Here is an 18,539-nt window from a genome sequence, read left to right on the forward strand (position 1 = left end):
TTGCCTCAATCGGGATTTGGAGTCCGATAAACAAGACTCCTACAAGGAGAGCCATCCACAGCTTCGTCCTGTGCATCGTTATACCGATCTACTGAATGAATCCTTTCTCCATGGCGATCGCCTTTTCCCTCAGCACATAATATTTCAACTTCGCTGCCTCCAGCGAGGCTTCGCTTTGGCGCACTTTGAGCTCGAACTTCCGGAGATCGTGGCGGGATATGACGCCGACCTCATAACGGAACTTCATCCTGCTCAGGTCCGCCTTCGCTTCCTCGGCATTGCGCTCTTCTGTCAAATAGGACTGATAAGCATTCTTCGCTTCCGTGTAGGTGGCTTGAATTTTTTTGGACAGCTCCAATTGCGTCTGCTTGTTTTTCGTTCCCGCAATCGCATAATTCACGGCCAAACCGCCTTCTCCGTACACGTTTTGAGTGACGGAATTATCGCTCTGCCACGCTGCTTCATCTATGTTGTTGGCACTCATTTTCATTTGGAACGAATGCCTTAATAACGTCTCCGTATCCACTTCGACAATCGGCGCTGTAGACAGGTCCTCAATCTCTTTCAACTCCAGATTCGGATCATACGCAATTCCGATATCGAAGGAAAGCTGCAGCAAGGCGAGCCGGTAGTTTTGGTTTAATATCGTCAGCTCGTCTTTATGCTTTGCCAGCGCTCTTTCCGCTGCCAACACATCCTCGGAAGAAGCGAGGCCCTCCTCCTTAAACAGCGTCGCTTTCCTGAGTTCCTGTTCCAGCAAAGTCTGATATTCCTGCATGAAGGCGATTTGCTTCTTCATCCCGAGCAGCTGCACGTACTGAGCGATCGTCTGAAGACGTATTCCCTCCCGTGCCTCTTCCTGCTGCAGCCGGGTGTTGCGCTGGTCCGTTTGCAGCTGATGGGCTGCCGATTTCATTTGTTCCCTTTGCTGATGAATCATTTGGTTAATCCCCGCGCTCATGGCGCCCATTCCTTGAATCAACTGATTGACGGCTTTATTCGTCACGGTCGTCATCGGACCGATCCACAAGTTCTCCTCCGGCTTCAGCTGCACGCCTTGGGCATTCATAGCCGCGATCATTTCTTCCGGGGTATCGGGAAGATGTGCGCCTGTAACCAGAGAACCGTGCAGCGAATCGCTTTGCTGCTTCAAATCGTTTTCCTTGGCGTTCAACGCCGCATATTTCAACTGCAGCAGCATCAAGTTGTCGGAGTCTTCCAAAGCCCGTTTCAGTACGGCGGGCAAATCGATGGACGATACGAAATCCAAATCGTTCGCAGAAACATAAACCTGCCGATCGAGCTCTTCATTTGCTCCGTCGGCCAATGCCGCTGTTTGCACACCGGACAACATTAACAGAGCTGCGCATAAACCGGCCATCGTCTTTTTCATCTCTCATATCTCCTCTATCTATTTTTAAATCGTCAAGCTTGTTGAATCGGAGGAACGGGGCGCATTCAAGCCTGGCTCTGCCTGCAGCTCCTCCTTCTTCCGGAACATCAGAAACCGGGTCAGCAGCAGTGCAATAAAATATGCGACCATTCCCATCATCGCCATGGCCAAACAATCACGCCATATGACGGAGAATTCGTTGGCCTTTACAAGGACGTTCCGGATGGCATCCAAAAAATACGTCAGCGGCAGCATATGCCCTACCGCCTGCAGCGCTTTGGGCATCGCCTCAAACGGCCAGGTGAAGCCGGAAAGCAGAAACGACGGGACGGCGATCAGCATCGCCGTTTGCGTAGCTCCCAGCTGATTGGCGGAGATTAGACTGATCAGATACCCGATGCCGCTGACGGCGAACGTGAAGCAGAGCACGGTAAGGAAAACCAGCGCAGCGCTGCCTGCGAACGGAGCTTGATAAACATACAATGCAATGCACAACGCAACGGTCGTGTTGAACAGATTGATCAGAAAGTAAGGAGCCGTTTTGGCATATGCCAATCGCCATGGCTCCCGCCGCCAATAGGCAAACCGCTGCCAGGTCCCTTGATCCTTTTCCCTCGTTATCGCCAAAGCGATACCCAGGAACAGGACCTGCTGCAGAATCGCTCCGATTAAGCCGTATATCATAAAATCGCTATAGTTTACCGTGGGATTATATAAAATGCGGTATCTGTAAGGAATCGGAGACAGCGTATGGAGAACCTGCTCGTCCTGCAATCCCTGCTGCAGCTGCAGCTTTTTGGCGGAAAGGCCCATGCTGAACGTCGTGATGACTTCATTGGCTCCTTTTGTCGCCGTATTCGAATAAATCATATTGCTCCCGTCCACCCAAGTCAGCAGCGGAAGCGTTTGGCCCTGCTTTAAACTCGCTTCGAAGCGGTCGGGGATGAATAAACCGACCTGCGCTTCTCCCGAAGCCAGCGCTTGTTTCACCTCCTCTTCCGAATGTACCCTTTGGGTAATGCGAAACGTTTCGCTTTCATCGAAGGCCTGGATGATCTGACGGCTAAGCGGACTTTGATCGTCATCCATCACGACGGTGCTCAATTCCGTTACCTTGTGATGCGTATAAATCGCCCCGAACAGCAAGGTATACATCACCGGTACAATAAACAAGATAGCGAATAAACGCCGGTCCTTCACAATGCTTTTCCATTCATCGGCGATGACGACGCCTACCTTCAAGTCCATGACTGGATCACCCTTCCGTTGCCCCGATCCACTGCAGCGTCATTCCGACTGCAGCGCCCTCCGGCATTTGCCGAAATCCAACTTTAACGGCAAACGATCGAACGTCGGTTTGTCCCGCGGTTTGCGTCGCTTTTTTGACCGCAAAATCAGGTGCCGCGGATATAGATTGAATCGTACCTTCCACCTCTTGTCCTGTGGCGATCAGCTTCATCCGAATGTTGTCCCCGGCTTTGAATCCGGCTACGCTGGTTTCCGTCATATAAAACTTGGCCCACGGCGTATCTGTCGTTTGAATCGTAAAAATCGGGAATCCGGAGCCGACAAGCTCGCCCGGCTGCGCGGTTTGCGATATAATGACCCCGTCGCTGGGCGCGGTCAGTTCCGTATAGCCGACATAAACTTGCGCCTCTGCTTTGGCGGCCTTCGCCTGCTTTTCGCTCGAAGCGGCCGACTGCAGCGCACCCTGCGCTTGCTTAATGGCGGCTTCGGCCGCGGCTACGTCCCCTTGCCGAATAGCGACCTGCTCACGGCCCGCCTCAGCAAGCTGAAGCGCCGCTTTTGCCTGTTCCAGCATCGCTTCGGCGGCGCGGATTTCTTCTTCCCGAGGCCCCTGGTTTACCATTTGGAGTTGCTGCTCAGCCAGTTCTACCTTGGTCTTTGCCTCCTGATAGCTGACCTGGACTTTATCCACCTCCGCTTTGGAAACAAGTCCTTCCTCCAGCATCGCATTCATCCGGTTCAAGTTTTGTTCTGCAATCTCGTACACTTCTTTTGCCGCCTCGTATTGAATCTCCGCCTGCTTCTTTTCCTCCGGGCGGGCGCCTTGACGTAATCCGTCCACTTTGGCCTGAGCCGCATCAACCGCCGCTTTCGCTTGAGCGATTTGCTGCTCCACCGTCTCCGACGTCACCGTTACCCCGGCTGCCGCCTGCTGCTTCTTCGCCTGCGCCGCCGCCTTTGCGCCTTGCGCTTCTGCGATCTTGCCCTGAGCCAGCGCAACTGTAGCATCGGCCTGAGCAAGCTTGGCTTCCAGCTCCGAGCTCTGCAGCCTTGCCAGAACCTGGCCTTTTTGGACGGTATCTCCTTCGTGAACAAGGATTTCAGTAATCCTTCCCCCCAACTTGAAGCTCGCGCTGACCGCATTCGTTTCAATGTAAGCCGTAGGAAGGGCCGATGATTCGGCCTGTGCATTACCCGCCGTGGGATGCGTACTGAGCAGATAACCGCCCGTACCGATAGCCAGTGCCATTACAATAAATATCATGGGTCGAATAAAGCGCATGAATATCCCTCCAGCTTAATGTTGTTGCCACTGCCACTGCATTTATGCAGAAAAACAGATACTTATACAATCATAAGAATTAAAATATTACGAATTGACCGTATTGTTCATTTGGTCATTATGCTCCAAAAAATAATCCTCCTTTACAGAGGATCCTAATTCGGCTTGGCCAACAAGCCTTCGGACAATAATAACTGCATATATTGCTTGATCTGCTCTTTATTCAGCGGCTCATGGGTCTGACTCCATTCCGTTGTAAGGGCGATATAAAATTTCAGGAGCATAAAGGAGATGACCCGGGAATCACAAGGCTTGATTTCCCCTTTTTCAATCGCCGCCTCGATTTCCTGCCGCATATATTCGAGGACCAGATTCTCCAGCCTTTTGATGCCCTCCAGCGCCTGAACGGTTCCGATATCGCGAACTTCCTGGGCCAGCTTGACGAACAGCTCGTGATCGGCCCTGAACTCCAGCAGCGCATCCAGTACCCGGATCAGGTTCTGATCGAATGTGTCCTCCCGCTTGATCGCCCTCTCGCAAACTTCCTTCATTTCCTGAAGGGCCTTGCGCAGGATTTCGTCAAACAGTTCTTCTTTCGTTCTGAAAAAGGTATAGGTTGTTCCTTTCCCGACATTCGCAATTTTCGCCACCAGCTCCATCGTCGTCGCTTTATAACCGAACTGGGCGAACGATTGCGTAGCGGCAGCCAGTATCATTTTACGACGATCGATCGTTGACATCAGAATAACTTCCTTCCCTTTTCCCGTTTGAATTTGACCGTTATTCATTTTTGGTCATTTGGTCATTATTTACTTTACCATGATCTTCCCTTGATTGCAATAAGTCTGCAGGAGTAACGATGCTGCAAATGATTTTTTAACACATGTGAAACCTTTTACTCTTTTTGTAAGTCTAATGCATAGAAACTATTCTTCGAAAGGAGCTCGTTTGTCCTGTGAAAAAATATGCGGCCATCGTTCTCTTATCTATGCTGAGTCTAAGTATTTGCGGCGCCGCCGCCGCTGAATCCGGGAAACTCTCCAATACCAACGAAAGGAATATGGATCTTCCTGCAGCCGGAGATTTCGAAGCATTCAAACCGGAGAAGGATCTGCTGGTTACGGAATACAAGTTTGAGTGGTCCAAAGAGCAGCTGTACAACTTGCATCGCACGCTTCCCCACGCTTATATACCGTCATTCGTGCTTCAAGACAGCGAATTTGACGGCCTTCAGCCCGTAGGGGTGATGACCAGCATGCCCGGTGTTAAGGTAGAGAAATTGGACAGTAATGAGGACGGGGTGGACGATCAGCTTCGTCTGTACGTCACCGATCCATCAAGCCTGATTCCGGGAAAACAATATGAAATGACTACCATATGGCGCTATCGGGGAACAGACAATCCGAGTATCCGCATGAGTTCTTTCTTAAGTCACCCGCAGCCGTCGAACGGCATGATAAATAACTTGTGGGGAACAATGGACAGCTTATTCCGCTTCACATGGGATCAAGTGAAAGAACGCCAATGGACGCATCCCGTTCAAAAACAACATCAGGCTGCCGATCATACTCCCATGTACTATGCCAAGCTGAACTGGACCAACTACGCAGCAAAAGATAGCGGAAGGCTGAATGCTAGCTTTCTGCACATTCATTCGCCTGAGCAACTGGAGCAATATAGAGCCGGGCAGAACAAACGATTACATGAGCTTTCCGATGAAGACGGATTTCAGCGTTTTGCCGTAACCTACGCCAAGCCGCAATTTCTCACTTACGAACAGCTGTACGATAACTATGATTATCTCGTGACTCAGGTTTATCAAATCGGCAAAAATGAGGACGGGGAGGAGGTCACGATCGTTTCGTTTGATCAGGATCATCGTATGCCCATAGAGCTGCTGCGCGAGAAAAAGATATCCAGTTTTGCCGTAACCGAGTGGGAAGGCATCGCTTATTCGTCGAAGATTAAAGAGCTGGCGGGAACCGCCTACTCCGTGGATACGCCATATCAGAACCATCGGCCTACCGGTATGTTCTGGATAAAAAACAAGTTCGGCAAAGAAGCGTCGAAATAATCCGTATGTAAAGCCGCAGGGCAAGCCGCGGCGGCTTGTCAACCAAGCTCTTGGCAGCATCAGGCGGCGAGCAATCTCGTTAATTGCTTTTCGCCGCCTCCGTCACCTCAAGAAAATGGTTCAGGATTCTCGCGGTTAATCCCCAGATCACACGATCTTTATAATAGTAAAAAAACTCGGGAACGGTTCCTTTTCCCCATTTGTAATTCCGGCCGTTAGGGATTCGATCGTATGGAAAATCTTCACGCGGAGCCACGCTCAGATCCACGTAATGAAGCTCTGGAGCATGGCTCCGCAGGTATTCCATCGGTACGCAAAACACGCTAGCCACTTCATCAGGGTTGGGCCGGATCTGATCATAGTTGGATATCCGCGCCGCAAACGGATAAACGATATGAAATGACGTAATCAAATAGTCCAATGGCCCAATCACTTCAACTTCATGTTGAGCCAGCCCCAATTCTTCACAAGTTTCACGTACGGCTGCAGCCCTTTCATCCTTGTCGCCCGCATCGATCTTTCCTCCGGGAAAGCAAATTTCCCCCGGCTGCCTCTTGAGATGATGCGCCCTTTCTTCAAACAAGATGTTCAGTTCGCCGTTTATTTCAACCAGCGGAACCATCACCGCATATTTTAAAAAGTTTTTATGCCCCATCAGTTCTGATTTTCTATTTTGTAAAGCTTGGTAGACTTGTCTCAAGATGTTCCACACTCCCGGTAAAAATCAAGATCTTACCACCTTATTGTTCATATTATATCGTGTTTGCACTACAAATAACGTTATCTTTGTGAACAAATGGTTTACAAAAAAACGCAAGAGCCGTTCGGGCAAGACAGGCTCTTGCGATGGATCACTTTGTATTGCGGGCCCCAATGCTATTTACAGCTGAAGCTGTCCCTCATCCCCGAATTGAATGCGGACAGGACCCTCCACGAGTTCGATTTTCGGATCGTCCTGAATTTCACGCCATAGGGCTTCGGAAACCCACATCTCGTCAAGATGCAGCGTATTATGAATGATCGCAAGCTTCAAGCTGGAAGGCTCGGCCAGTCTTAAAATGGACAAAGCATTCTTCATCAGTTCTTCATCGGTTTCAAAGGTCATAGGAACCGCCGCGCGCACAACCAGTCCCGAAGTCATGCAGTTCAAATAAGTAGCTTGTCTGTCAATCTTCGAAACCAAGCGCTTCGTCGTATAATCCGCCAGACCGATTCCCGTTGCGTTTCCGTGCGAAGGCTCGGAGAGGTCCAGCACACCCAAATACTGAATGAAAGGCTCCTCTGGCTCGGGGATCCCTTGAATTCGCAGCCGGCCGATAATATTCGTATCCATCCCGGTGCCGCTGTAGTTTTTACCCATTTCTTTCACGATGCAAAGATCCATATGCTTCACCGGAAGCTTCGGCATATAGGATTTGGAGAGAATCAGCAGCTCCTTTTCTCTCTCCCAAAGCTCCGACTTCGGAATCCCTTCGATCAGCGCCGTTTCCTCGTATTCATTCTCCACAATGGCAATGCCTCCGACGACCGGAACCCGCTCCAGGATCACGCCGGCAATAGCCGGAATAGCGTCAGCGATACGACCGACGCCCAGGCTGTGCACCATCGAAGCTCCCTTGGCCCTGCCCATACCCACAGCCATCATCTTCATCATCCCGCTCTCATACGTCCCGCTAAAGGAAGTATGCGCTTTAATGCGGTTTACCACAATCACTCCGTCTGACGACAGTGCTTCCTCGGCACAATATACAGGCAGTCCCTGAATTCCCTTGGTTGTATGTCCAAGCAGCCGGACTTCACCGGAGCAGGACACAGGAGCTCCTATGTTTTCCGGTGTAATTCCCAAGCTCTCCAGGATTTCTTTCTGTCCTTCAGGCTCTCCGCGGCCATGGCTTCCCATGCAGGCAAAAAGAAACGGCTGCAGTTCCCTGCTTTTGAGCTGAGCAACGATGGAGGTCAGGATCGGCACAATGTTGGTAATTCCCCGGCTGCCTACCGTTATTCCAATGGTTGAACCGGGAGCCGGAGACTGTTGGCCTGGCGGAAACAGCCGGTCTACGGCTTGCTCCACCGCCGCCTCCAAATCGCCAAGCTGCGATCGGGCAAACTTCTGCTTAATCCGATAAACTGAAGGATAATCACTCATAATATGGCAGGGCCCCCTATATAGTCAACTATACAACCATTATATTCCATAGGGGGAAGAAGTAAAATACCCGGATTGCTTCTGTTTTTGATGCCGACCGACCGTACGGACTAATCTGCCTTCTCGCTGGTTCATGCCATAGGACTCAACAGGTTCATCTTGGATTTTTCAAGCGAAAATACAACGACACCGTCACGGCCCAATTCGCAGGTGACCAAGCCTTCTTCTCTTAAATAGATCAAGTGGGCAAGGGTTTCCTGAAGCGCAAAGAGCAGCTGCAAAGGATCCGCATTGCCGGAAAGATGGGCAAACAGCTTGCCGCTTACCTCTTGAGCCGTGCAGGGCCGTTCCAGCATCGGCAATATTTCCCGTAGCCGGTCTTCGTGATGGCGGATCAATTCCTTGGCTCTTTGGTTCCCGTTATTAAAAATATACCGGTGTCCAGGGAGCACCGTATCCATCGGATAGGATTGAATCTTATGCAAGGAGTGGATAAACGCCTTCAATGGATTCGCGTTAAATCCGGGGAAATAGCCCACATTAGGCGTGATTTTAGGCAAAAGCAAATCCCCCGCCAATACCGTTTTGCTCCGGGCGGAATAAAAAATCATATGGCCGTCCGCATGTCCCGGCGTGTGTATCGCTGTATATTCCTCATTGCACCACTGAAACGTGTCCCCTTCTTCAAAGGTCGTAAACTCAGGAAAAGGACTTACATATTTAGTGAATTGTTCTAAATAATCATAAATCTTTTTCCGCTCTTCCGTTCGCATGCCGTGTCTCAGGGCATAGTCAGTAAAGCGTTCCGATTCCTGCTTTTGAATCCATAAATGCTGGACCATCCTTTGGCCTTCCGCCGAGATTTTGACGGGCGCTCCCGTATATTCCTGCAGCCAACCCGCCAATCCCATATGATCCGGATGAAAATGCGTCAGTACAATCTCAACGATATCCCGCGGGGCAATATGGAGTTGACGAAGCGCGGTTTTCCAAGCCGATTTGGCTTCTTCCGTATGAAAGCCCGTATCGATCAGATGCCAGCCCAGCGGGGACTCCGCGAGGTAACAATTCACTGTTTTAAGGGGAACCGGAATCGGTATTTCAACCAGATAAAAACCATTGTATAGGTTCATTTCATCACCATGCTCCTTATTTTAAAAAACCACATGTCGCCGGGAAGCAGAAATTCCGCCCCCTGATCATTGATTTTATTCGATATTTTTTTAATTGTGGGAATTTTTCTATTATAATAAAAATTTCTATAAAATAACAGCCAAAAGAGCCGGCATGAAATGACCGGCTCCTGCACTTGATATATCTTTATTCGATTCGTTCGCCTTTATCGTTGTAGCTGTAGAAGCCCCGCCCCGTCTTCCGGCCCAAGGTTCCCGCTTCAACCATCTTGACAAGCAGCGGGCTGGGACGGTATTTCGAGTCGTTAAATCCCTCATAAAGCCCTTGCATTGTTGCCAGAAGCGTATCCAGGCCTACAAAATCAGCTAACGTAATCGGGCCCATCGGATGGTTGGCCCCCAGTTTCATGGCGGTATCAATGTCGTCGGGCTTGACGCCCTCCATCACCAAAAAGATCGCCTCATTCATCATCGGCACCAGTACCCGGTTGACAATAAATCCGGGGTAATCCTTGCATTCTACCGGGGTCTTCCCGATACTTTTGGCAAACGCCATTACCGTCTTCAGCACTTGGCCTGAAGTCAGCAGTCCCGGAGTGACTTCCAGCAGCCCCATGACCGGCGCCGGATAAAAAAAGTGGGCCCCGATCACCTGCTCGGGTCTGCGAGTAGCCGCCCCCAATGCAGAAACCGAGAGACCTGAGGTGTTCGAGGCCAGGATCGCTTCCTGGCGCGTGACTTCTTCCAGCTGCTTGAAAATCTTTTTCTTTAGCTCCAAATGCTCGGGAACGGCTTCAATCACAAGATCGGCATCAGCCAGAGCCCTCATGTCCGTTTCGGTTTTCAGCCTGTTTAGCGCAGCCTCTGCCTTTTCCGGCGTCATCTTTCCTTTTTCCGCCTTGCGATCCAGCATGCGCTTGATATTAGCCAAGCCTTTGTGCAGCTGTTCGCCGGAAATGTCCACCCAGACGACGTCATAGCCCGCCTCTGCAACCACCTGCGCTATGCCCGAGCCCATCAGTCCTGCACCAACCACGCCTACATTGCCTATCTTCACTGCATCTCTCTCCTCTTTCCATGTTTCATCTGAACGCAGCACCTTAAATGCCGATCGACATAAATTTCGTTTCGAGGAAGCTTTCGATGCCTTCTTTACCGCCCTCGCGTCCGAGCCCGCTTTCCTTAAACCCGCCGAACGGCGCCTGCGCCGTGGAAGGGGCCCCGTCGTTAATGCCGACAATGCCGAATTCCAGCTTCTCCCCGACTCTAATGGCACGTGAAAGGGATTCGGTAAATACATAAGCGGCTAATCCGTAAACGGAATCGTTCGCCATGCGAATGCCCTCTTCTTCCGTTTTGAAGGTGACGACCGGTGCCACAGGCCCAAACGTTTCCTCCTGCATGATGCGCATGTCCGCCGTTACTCCGGATAAGACGGTAGGCTGATAGAAATAGCCCGCATCCTCCTCATCCGACTGATGAAAACCTTCTCCGCCGCAGACAAGATGAGCTCCTTTGGCCAAGGCATCCTGCACATGCAAGCTTACCTTTTCATACCCCGCTTTATCGATCAGCGGTCCGATCACCGTTCCTTCCTCTAAGCCGTTGCCCACCTTCAAAGCGCTTGCTTCCTTTTTGAACAATGCGATAAAACGGTCGGCAGCCCCCTCTTGGACGAGGATCCGGTTAGCGCAAATGCAGGTCTGCCCTGCATTGCGGAATTTGGATGCGATCACGCCCTTCACGGCGCTTTCCACATCGGCATCGTCAAATACAAGGAACGGCGCATGTCCGCCAAGCTCCAAAGAAATATTTTTCATCGTATCCGCAGCCTGCTTCATAAGCAGCTTGCCGACTTCCGTCGAACCCGTAAACGTGATTTTTCTTACGCGCGAATCCTCCATAAAGGCTTTGCCGATCTGAACCGCATCCCCTGTAACCAGATTGGCCACACCTTTGGGAAGCCCGGCCTGTTCAAGCAGCTGATATAATTTAATGGACGTTAAAGGCGTTTGTTCGGCAGGCTTTAAAATAACGGTACAGCCTGCGGCCAGCGCAGGGGCTATTTTTCTGGTCACCATCGCGGCCGGGAAGTTCCAGGGAGTAATCGCCGCTACGACGCCCACCGGCTGCCGCAAAACGACGACCCGCTTGTTTCTGGCAGAAGCCGGAATCGTACTGCCGTAGACCCTTTTCGCTTCTTCGGCATACCACTCGATAAACTTGGCTCCGTAACCGATCTCTCCTTTGGCTTCGGCAAGCGGCTTGCCTTGCTCCATGGTCAACGCAGCCGCCAGATCATCCAAATTTTGCATGATCAAGCGGTGCCATGTCATCAAATATTCCGCCCGTTCCTCCGCGGTATGTGCGGACCAATCGGCAAATGCCAGGTGCGCCGCGTCAATGGCGCGAACGGCTTCGGCATAGCCCCCGTTCGGCACGCTTCCCGCGAGCTCTCCCGTCGCGGGATTCAGAACCGGGAAGTATTCCCCGCTGTCCGGTTCCACCCAAGCCCCATCAATAAACATCAATGAATTTTCCATGAATTCCTCACCTTTCATCCCGTTCTGGCCGAACCTGTTCAATAAATTTGACGGTACAAAGCGGTGACATCCTCCAGCCTGGTCAAGCGGGGATTAACCTTGATGTTCCCGCTCTTCATCGCGTCTTGAGCCATCTCGGGAATGGCTTTTTCATACGCTTCCTTATCGATTCCCAGCTCTGAGATCGATGAGGGGATGCCGATGTCTTTTGCCAGCTGACGAACGATCTCGATAGATTTGTAAGATTTTTCCAGTATATTTCCCGATACGGAGGAATCCATGGCTTCCGCAATCCGGGCAAATTTTTCAGGGCAGGCAAGGACATTGAATTCCATAATGACGGGAAGCAAAATCCCGTTGGCTACTCCGTGAGCGATCCCGAAAAAGGCGCTCAGCGGATGACTGATGGCATGCGCGTTGCCCAGCCGGGTATTATTAAACGCAAGCCCCGCATGCAGGCTGGCCAGCAGCATGTTCTCTCTGGCCCGCAGATTCTCCCCATGATATACCGCTTGGCGCAGGTTCGCGCTAATCAGCTGCATCGCATCCAAAGCGAGAACCTCCGAATAATGGAAGGATGCCAAAGACGTATACGACTCGATCGCATGAACCAGCGCATCAATGCCTGTCGCTGCCGTAATTTTTGCAGGAACCGTGACCGTCAGCTGCGGATCGACCACCGCCCATTTTGCTGCTACAAGCACGCCGCCGACCGTCAGCTTATAGTTTCGCTCCGTATCCGTAATCACGGTGAAGGAGGTCACCTCGCTTCCCGTGCCGGAAGTCGTTGGAATGGCCAACAGCGGAGTAATCGGTTTAGAAAAAGTATCGATCCCTTCATACTGGACGATGGATCCGCCATTGGCATGAAGGACGCCGACCGCCTTGGCCACATCGATCGGGCTGCCTCCGCCTACGCCGATCAGCATATCCGCATTCAACCGGCGGCATATCTCTACGGCTTTATCCACCGTCCGTACAGACGGATTAGGCTCTACTTCATCAAACACCTCATAGGTCACCTGAGACAATTGATGGGTTACCGCACGAATCACCCCGGAATTGACGATGCCTTTATCCGTAATAACCAGGACATTCCTGGCCTTGTTTTTGGCTACAAGCTCGGAAACCTTCTCGACGGCTCCGATTCCCCAAACAATTTCGGTTACATTCTTAATGACAGATAGCATTGCAAGCCAACTCCCTCCGCTTATTTGCGTACCGTCAAAGCAGATGTTTGAAAAAATTCATCGGCAATACCCATCGGCTCATCCTTGAAAATCCGTGAATCCATCGTCTTCAGTGTACCGGAAATGATCGGTTTAAAGTCCATCAGGCCTAAAATATCCCGGTCCATATCTATCCCCGGTGCAATTTCCGTCAGGACCAGACCTTCCTTTTTCAGCTCAAAGACGGCTCTTTCGGTCACAAAGATGACAGGCTGGCCCCGATCCCGGGCATAACGACCACTGAATGTAATCTGGTTTACCCGCTGAAGAAACTTTTTGGCCTTCCCCTCCTTCACAATGCTCAGCTTGCCCTGTTCAATCGCCACTTCAAGCCCTCCGGCCGTGAAGGTTGCGCAGTACACCACTTTTTTGGCCGGTTGAGTAATATCGATGAACCCTCCGCAGCCTACGGTTTTGGTACCGAACCTGCTCACATTGACATTGCCTTCGCGATCGGCTTCGGCAAGCCCCATAAAGGTCACATCGACTCCGCTGCCGTTATAGAAATCAAACTGGTAGCCATGCTCAATGATCGCCTCTGCATTTTTGGTAATTCCGAAATCTATACCTCCCTCGGGGATGCCTCCGATGACCCCGGATTCAATCGTCAGGGTAATCGCCTGATGGATTCCTTCTTCATTGGTAATAGGCCCCACCACATCACCCGGAATCCCCGTGCCCAAATTCACAACAGCATTCGGGAACAGCTCCATGACGGCCCGGCGGCCGATAACCTTTCGAACGTTTAACGGCAAGGACCTGCCAGCCGATTCCGGCACCCGCACATCCCCTGAGTACACAGGATCGAAGAAAAACGATGAGGACTGCCGATGCTCTTCCAACGGATTCTCCGCAATGATGATCCCGTCCACATAGATACCCGGAATGACAATTTGCTTCGGGTGCAGATTGCCGCTTTTGGCCAAATATTTTACCTGCACGAACACTTTACCGCCATTAGCCCTGGCAGCTTGAGCTACGGATATCGCCTCCAGCTTGATGGCTTCCTCCTCCATCGTCACATTCCCTTTTTCATCGGCTGTCGTTCCCCGGATGACCGCCACATCAATCGGGTGACTTTTATAATATAGATATTCCTCGTTATGGAGCTGAATGACTTCTACAATATCCTCGCTTTGTTTGGAGCGGTCGTTAATCTTTCCACCCTCCACCCGCGGATCTATAAAAGTGCCCAGCCCCACTTTCGAGAAATTGCCGGGTTTGCCGGATGCCATGGCGCGAAACAGATGTACCAGCTGCCCTTGCGGCAGACAATACGCTTCGACCTCGTTGTTGTGAATCAGCTCCCCCCATTTGGGAGCAAGCCCCCAGTGAGATCCGATGATCCGCTTGACGAGTCCCGGATGAGCCAGACGCTGTATCCCGTTGACCCTGTCGCTTTGACCCGCACCGTGCAGCAAGGTCAAATGTTTCGGATGTCCCGTCTCCAGAAAGCTGCGCTCGATCTCGTTCAGAATGGTCCCGCAGGCCCCCATTAACGTGAATCCGACCGTGGCGAGCGTCGAACCGTCTTTCAAATAAGTCAGTACGTCGTTGGCTTTTACCACTTTATTCATGCGATCACCCCTTCGCTTGCGTTTCTTCTTACCATCACCGTTTGGATGCCTTCCTGTGTGACCGTACCGTCCTGATTGACCAGCTTCACAAAAAAATGAATAATCCCCCGGTCCGGTTTGCTCTTGCTTTCGATTTTTTCCTGCACCGTAACGATCCCGTGAATCGTATCCCCGAAAAAAATAGGCGCTGTAAATTTCCACTGATCAATGTTAAGCAGGGCAATGCCGGTGCCGTCGAATAAGCCCAGGCGAAACATCAGACCATGGGAGATCGACAATCCCAGCAGGCCTTGAGCCAACCGCTTGCCGAACGGGCTCCCTTTGGCAAATTCTTCACTCGTATGCAGCTCGTTCATATCCCCCGACATGGCGGAAAAATAAACGACATCCGTTTCCGTGATGGTGCGTGTGGGCGTACGAAAGGTTTGCCCTATTTGATATTCCTCGAAATAGATGCCAGGCATGATGCGACACTCCTTCCATACCTGTCAATGAAAGCCAAGATAGGCGGCCTTCACTTCGGGATCGACCATCAGCTCATTGCTGGTCCCCGACAGGTTGATCGATCCGTTCTCCAGTACATATCCCCGGTCCGCAATGGATAACGCGATCGGCACATTTTGTTCGACAACAAGCATGGCCATGTCGGAAGAACGGTGGATTTCACCCAGTTTCTCGTACATTTGTTCCACGATGATAGGCGCCAGGCCCGACGATGGCTCATCCAATATAAGCAGCTTTGGCCTTAGCATTAACCCCCGGGCTACGGCGAGCATTTGCTGCTCCCCTCCGGACATCGTTCCCGCCAACTGATCCTTCCTTTCCGCCAGGCGGGGAAAAAGACTGAAAACATAATCCAGGCTTTCCTTACGGCGGGCTTTCGCTTCCTTCACATAGGAACCCAGAATCAGATTATCCAATACCGACATCTCGGCAAACACTCTGCGGCCTTCCGGGACGTGGGCAACCGCCATATTCGCAATATCGTAGGCGTGTTTGCCGATCAGATTGACTCCTTCCAGCTCAACACGTCCCTGAAGCGGAGCCAAGAGACCGCAAATCGTTTTGAGGAGCGTCGTTTTACCCGCACCATTGCTTCCAACAATCGCCACGCACTCCCCTCGCTGTACATTCAAGGATATGCCTTGGAGAGCTTTAATCGCACCGTAGGATACATGCAGATTTTCCACATTAAGCATGCTGTGCAAACCCCTTCCCCAAATAGGCCTCGATGACGGCCGAATTGTTCATGACCTCTTTCGGAACGCCTTCCGCCAGCTTGGCGCCGAAGTTTAAGACGACAACCCGATTCGAGATGGTATTAATGACTTTCATCACATGTTCTATCACCACAAGCGTAACGCCGGCGTCTTTGACCTTCCAGATCAATTCGATCGCTTCCTCCACTTCCATGGCGTTTAATCCGGCCAAAGCTTCATCCAAAAGCAATAATGCAGGTTCGGTAGCTAAGCTTCTGGCAAATTCCAGTCTGCGTTGATCAATGATCGAAAGCGTGCGGGCTACAGCGTGTTTTTTATCGCCCAGTCCTACAAATTCGACCATCTCCAGAGCCTGCTGCTCGGCACGCCGGGGATTCGGCGTGTTCAGGAAAGCGCCCACCATCACATTCTGCAGCACAGTCATATCCCCGAAAGGGCGGGTCACTTGAAACGTACGGCTGAGCCCTTTTTTGCAGATTTCATTGGGAGATAACCCGGTAATGTTCTGGCCGTTCAGCTTCACCTCTCCTGTATCCGGGGAATATACTCCTGTGATGAGGTTAAAGGTTGTGGATTTCCCTGCACCGTTAGGCCCGATCACCCCCAGGATTTCGCCTTTATTGACATGAAAGCTCAAATCATTAACAGCCAGCAGCCCCCGAAACCGTTTCGACAAGTGGTTTACCTCCAGAATCGGTTGACTCATCATTGACTGCCTCCCTTCGCTGCTTTTCCGCCCGGAAGAATATCAAGAAGCTTCGTGTACAATTTGGCCAGGGGTCTGATTAAACCGTTGGGCAGTACGATAACCACGATAACCAAGATAATACCGTACAAAAAGTAATTGAGTCCTTGAACCGAGCTGAAGCCCAGCCAGTCGGTGATCGTAATTGCAATCTCAATGAAAGGCTTCATGACGATAGCGCCGATGACCGGCCCCATGACCGTACCTAAGCCGCCAATAATCGATACCATGGCAAACTCAACGGACAAAGGAATGTCAAACACCGATTTGGGCTCGATGAAATACATATACTGCGCGTACAATGTGCCGACCATGGACATCGTAAACGCACTGATCGCCAATGCGATATGCTTCACACGCGGAATATTCACGCCTACCGCTTTCGCCGCCTGATCGTCCTGCCCCATGGCCACCATATAATAGCCCAGACGGGAGCGTTCGATTTTTTTCACAAGGAAGAGCATCCCCACAAGAAACGCGAGAAAAATATAGAAATAAGGCAATTTGGTGGAAAACTGGAGCATCAGAAAGGATTCCATGTAAGGAACGGACAGACCCTCTGCTCCCCCGGTAAAGCCACGGAATTTGGTTACCAGCAGCAAAGCGACCTGGGAGAACACGATTGTTGCAATCGCAAAGTAATGGCCTCTTAGCTTCATTAGGCTCATTCCCATCACAAAACCGACAATAACCGAAAAGATTCCGCCGACCAGCATCCCGATCCATGGACTCACATTCAGCTTGACCAGCAATAACGTGGACGTATAAGCGCCAATCCCGAAGAAAAGCGCATGTCCGATCGAAACCTGCCTGGCATATCCGCCGAATATATTCCAGGAAACACCCGCTATGGAGAAAATCAAAATCATATTCAGTATATTTTGATAGTATTCGTTCACCGCCAAGGGGACCAAAGCGAACAGAATAAGTGCGATAACGGGTACGTACACCCTGGGCTCCGTAAGAGAAAACCGTTTCAAACCGGCCGTATCGGCCAGGTTGATTGACGCGTTTGATTTCATCGCCACGGCATCATTGAATTGCTCTTTTTGAAGGCTCATCTTATGTCGCTCCCTTTGAAGAGAATAGTCCGTTGGGTTTGATCATCAATACAACAAGGAAAAGGATAAAGGCTGCAAGAAGACCGGAGTTTGCGCTAATATACTGAATGCCCATCGATTCGGCGATCCCCAGAATGAGTCCGCCTACAAAGGCTCCTTTTAAATTCCCCAGCGCGCCAAGAATGACAACAATGTAGGCCATGAGCCCAAAATGCGCTCCGGCAAGCGGCTGTACATACTGAAAAGTACCGATGGCCGTGCCGGCCGCACCTGTGAGAGCCGCCGATATGCCTGCTGCGATTAAGAAAATACGGTTCGTATTGATCCCCATCAGCATGGCGGTTTCACGATCCAATCTTGCCGCCTTCATCGCCTTGCCCAAATCGGTTTTGGAGAGGAAGAGGAACAGCAGCGCAGCCATGACGATCGAAAGCACGAAAGCGACCAGCATATTGACGGGAACAACGAACTCACCGAACCGGATTACGCTCTCTCTCCAGCCGAAATTAATGGCGCGGGTCGTTGACCCGAACATCATCAGGGCACCATTCTGTAAAGCCAGCTGCAGTCCTACGGTCAAAAAGATTTGCGTTAGCGGGGGCGCCTTCATGATGTGCGTAAACAAATATTTCTGAATGACGACCCCGACGATAAACATGGCCGGAACCGAAATAAATAAGGTGACCAGCGGATCCATTCCGCTAAAGACCCAAACCCAGTAAGACGTGTACATCCCTAGCATAACGAATTCGCCATGAGCGAAGTTTACAATATCTACGACTCCAAACAGCAGCGTTAATCCGATACTGATCAGGGCATAGATTCCGCCGATTAATAGTCCATTGATCAGCACCTGCACGAATAATTCCATGATCTCACCGCCTGTAC

At 51.1% G+C, this 18,539-nt stretch carries 17 protein-coding genes; 1 reads left to right on the plus strand and 16 read right to left on the minus strand.

The window, feature by feature from the left end; translation table 11 throughout:
• Positions 1 to 88: 88 nt before the first annotated feature.
• The 4 genes from NR121_RS15295 to NR121_RS15310 all read right to left on the minus strand — a co-directional run bounded on the left by NR121_RS15295 (position 89) and on the right by NR121_RS15310 (position 4,663).
• On the minus strand, positions 89 to 1,393 hold the full coding sequence (locus NR121_RS15295) for a TolC family protein (protein WP_256831432.1): 1,305 nt from the start codon (positions 1,391 to 1,393) through the stop codon (positions 89 to 91).
• 24 nt (positions 1,394 to 1,417) lie between these two features.
• Positions 1,418 to 2,641: an ABC transporter permease gene (locus NR121_RS15300; protein WP_256831433.1), complete on the minus strand. Its 1,224-nt coding sequence runs from the start codon at positions 2,639 to 2,641 to the stop codon at positions 1,418 to 1,420.
• Between the two features lie 7 nt (positions 2,642 to 2,648).
• On the minus strand, positions 2,649 to 3,923 hold the full coding sequence (locus NR121_RS15305) for an HlyD family secretion protein (RefSeq protein ID WP_256831434.1): 1,275 nt from the start codon (positions 3,921 to 3,923) through the stop codon (positions 2,649 to 2,651).
• A 155-nt stretch (positions 3,924 to 4,078) separates the two neighbouring features.
• The gene (locus tag NR121_RS15310) at positions 4,079 to 4,663 is read right to left on the minus strand and encodes a TetR/AcrR family transcriptional regulator (protein WP_054817863.1); all 585 of its coding nucleotides are present in this window, start codon (positions 4,661 to 4,663) and stop codon (positions 4,079 to 4,081) included.
• Positions 4,664 to 4,878: 215 nt separating this feature from the next.
• Between NR121_RS15310 and NR121_RS15315 the strand changes: the two genes are divergently transcribed.
• The gene (locus NR121_RS15315; protein WP_256831435.1) at positions 4,879 to 5,997 is read left to right on the plus strand and encodes a hypothetical protein; all 1,119 of its coding nucleotides are present in this window, start codon (positions 4,879 to 4,881) and stop codon (positions 5,995 to 5,997) included.
• A 79-nt stretch (positions 5,998 to 6,076) separates the two neighbouring features.
• Here NR121_RS15315 and NR121_RS15320 read toward each other — a convergent pair whose 3' ends face one another.
• The 12 genes from NR121_RS15320 to NR121_RS15375 form a co-directional block, all read right to left on the minus strand.
• On the minus strand, positions 6,077 to 6,697 hold the full coding sequence (locus NR121_RS15320; protein ID WP_235594307.1) for an NUDIX hydrolase: 621 nt from the start codon (positions 6,695 to 6,697) through the stop codon (positions 6,077 to 6,079).
• A 180-nt stretch (positions 6,698 to 6,877) separates the two neighbouring features.
• Positions 6,878 to 8,143 (minus strand): nickel pincer cofactor-dependent isomerase, group 22, encoded by a 1,266-nt coding sequence (locus NR121_RS15325; protein WP_256831436.1) that lies wholly within the window; start codon positions 8,141 to 8,143, stop codon positions 6,878 to 6,880.
• 131 nt (positions 8,144 to 8,274) lie between these two features.
• A complete protein-coding gene (locus tag NR121_RS15330) occupies positions 8,275 to 9,276 on the minus strand; it encodes an MBL fold metallo-hydrolase (RefSeq protein ID WP_256831437.1) in 1,002 nt (333 codons plus the stop codon).
• A 187-nt stretch (positions 9,277 to 9,463) separates the two neighbouring features.
• Positions 9,464 to 10,333 carry a 3-hydroxyacyl-CoA dehydrogenase family protein gene (locus NR121_RS15335; protein WP_256831438.1) on the minus strand — a complete coding sequence of 290 codons (870 nt, stop codon included), beginning with the start codon at positions 10,331 to 10,333 and terminating at the stop codon, positions 9,464 to 9,466.
• 43 nt (positions 10,334 to 10,376) lie between these two features.
• On the minus strand, positions 10,377 to 11,819 hold the full coding sequence (locus tag NR121_RS15340; RefSeq protein ID WP_306274549.1) for an NAD-dependent succinate-semialdehyde dehydrogenase: 1,443 nt from the start codon (positions 11,817 to 11,819) through the stop codon (positions 10,377 to 10,379).
• 38 nt (positions 11,820 to 11,857) lie between these two features.
• A complete protein-coding gene (locus NR121_RS15345; RefSeq protein ID WP_074726830.1) occupies positions 11,858 to 13,009 on the minus strand; it encodes an iron-containing alcohol dehydrogenase in 1,152 nt (383 codons plus the stop codon).
• A 20-nt stretch (positions 13,010 to 13,029) separates the two neighbouring features.
• Positions 13,030 to 14,625, minus strand: a complete 1,596-nt coding sequence (locus NR121_RS15350; RefSeq protein WP_256831439.1) for an acyl CoA:acetate/3-ketoacid CoA transferase — start codon at positions 14,623 to 14,625, stop codon at positions 13,030 to 13,032.
• Entirely contained in the window at positions 14,622 to 15,089 is a 468-nt protein-coding gene (locus tag NR121_RS15355; RefSeq protein ID WP_054817808.1) for a MaoC/PaaZ C-terminal domain-containing protein, read from the minus strand. The genes NR121_RS15350 and NR121_RS15355 overlap by 4 nt, the downstream gene beginning before the upstream one ends.
• 24 nt (positions 15,090 to 15,113) lie before the next feature.
• Positions 15,114 to 15,824, minus strand: a complete 711-nt coding sequence (locus tag NR121_RS15360; protein WP_054817807.1) for an ABC transporter ATP-binding protein — start codon at positions 15,822 to 15,824, stop codon at positions 15,114 to 15,116.
• Positions 15,817 to 16,554, minus strand: a complete 738-nt coding sequence (locus tag NR121_RS15365; protein ID WP_249929459.1) for an ABC transporter ATP-binding protein — start codon at positions 16,552 to 16,554, stop codon at positions 15,817 to 15,819. Before NR121_RS15365 ends, NR121_RS15360 begins: the two co-directional genes overlap by 8 nt.
• Positions 16,551 to 17,651, minus strand: a complete 1,101-nt coding sequence (locus tag NR121_RS15370) for a branched-chain amino acid ABC transporter permease (RefSeq protein WP_171005808.1) — start codon at positions 17,649 to 17,651, stop codon at positions 16,551 to 16,553. Before NR121_RS15370 ends, NR121_RS15365 begins: the two co-directional genes overlap by 4 nt.
• A 1-nt stretch (position 17,652) precedes the next feature.
• A complete protein-coding gene (locus NR121_RS15375; RefSeq protein WP_062408812.1) occupies positions 17,653 to 18,522 on the minus strand; it encodes a branched-chain amino acid ABC transporter permease in 870 nt (289 codons plus the stop codon).
• Positions 18,523 to 18,539 lie beyond the last annotated feature (17 nt).

The organism is Paenibacillus sp. Pae15 (assembly GCF_024519685.1).
Lineage (GTDB): Bacteria > Bacillota > Bacilli > Paenibacillales > NBRC-103111 > Paenibacillus_G > Paenibacillus_G naphthalenovorans.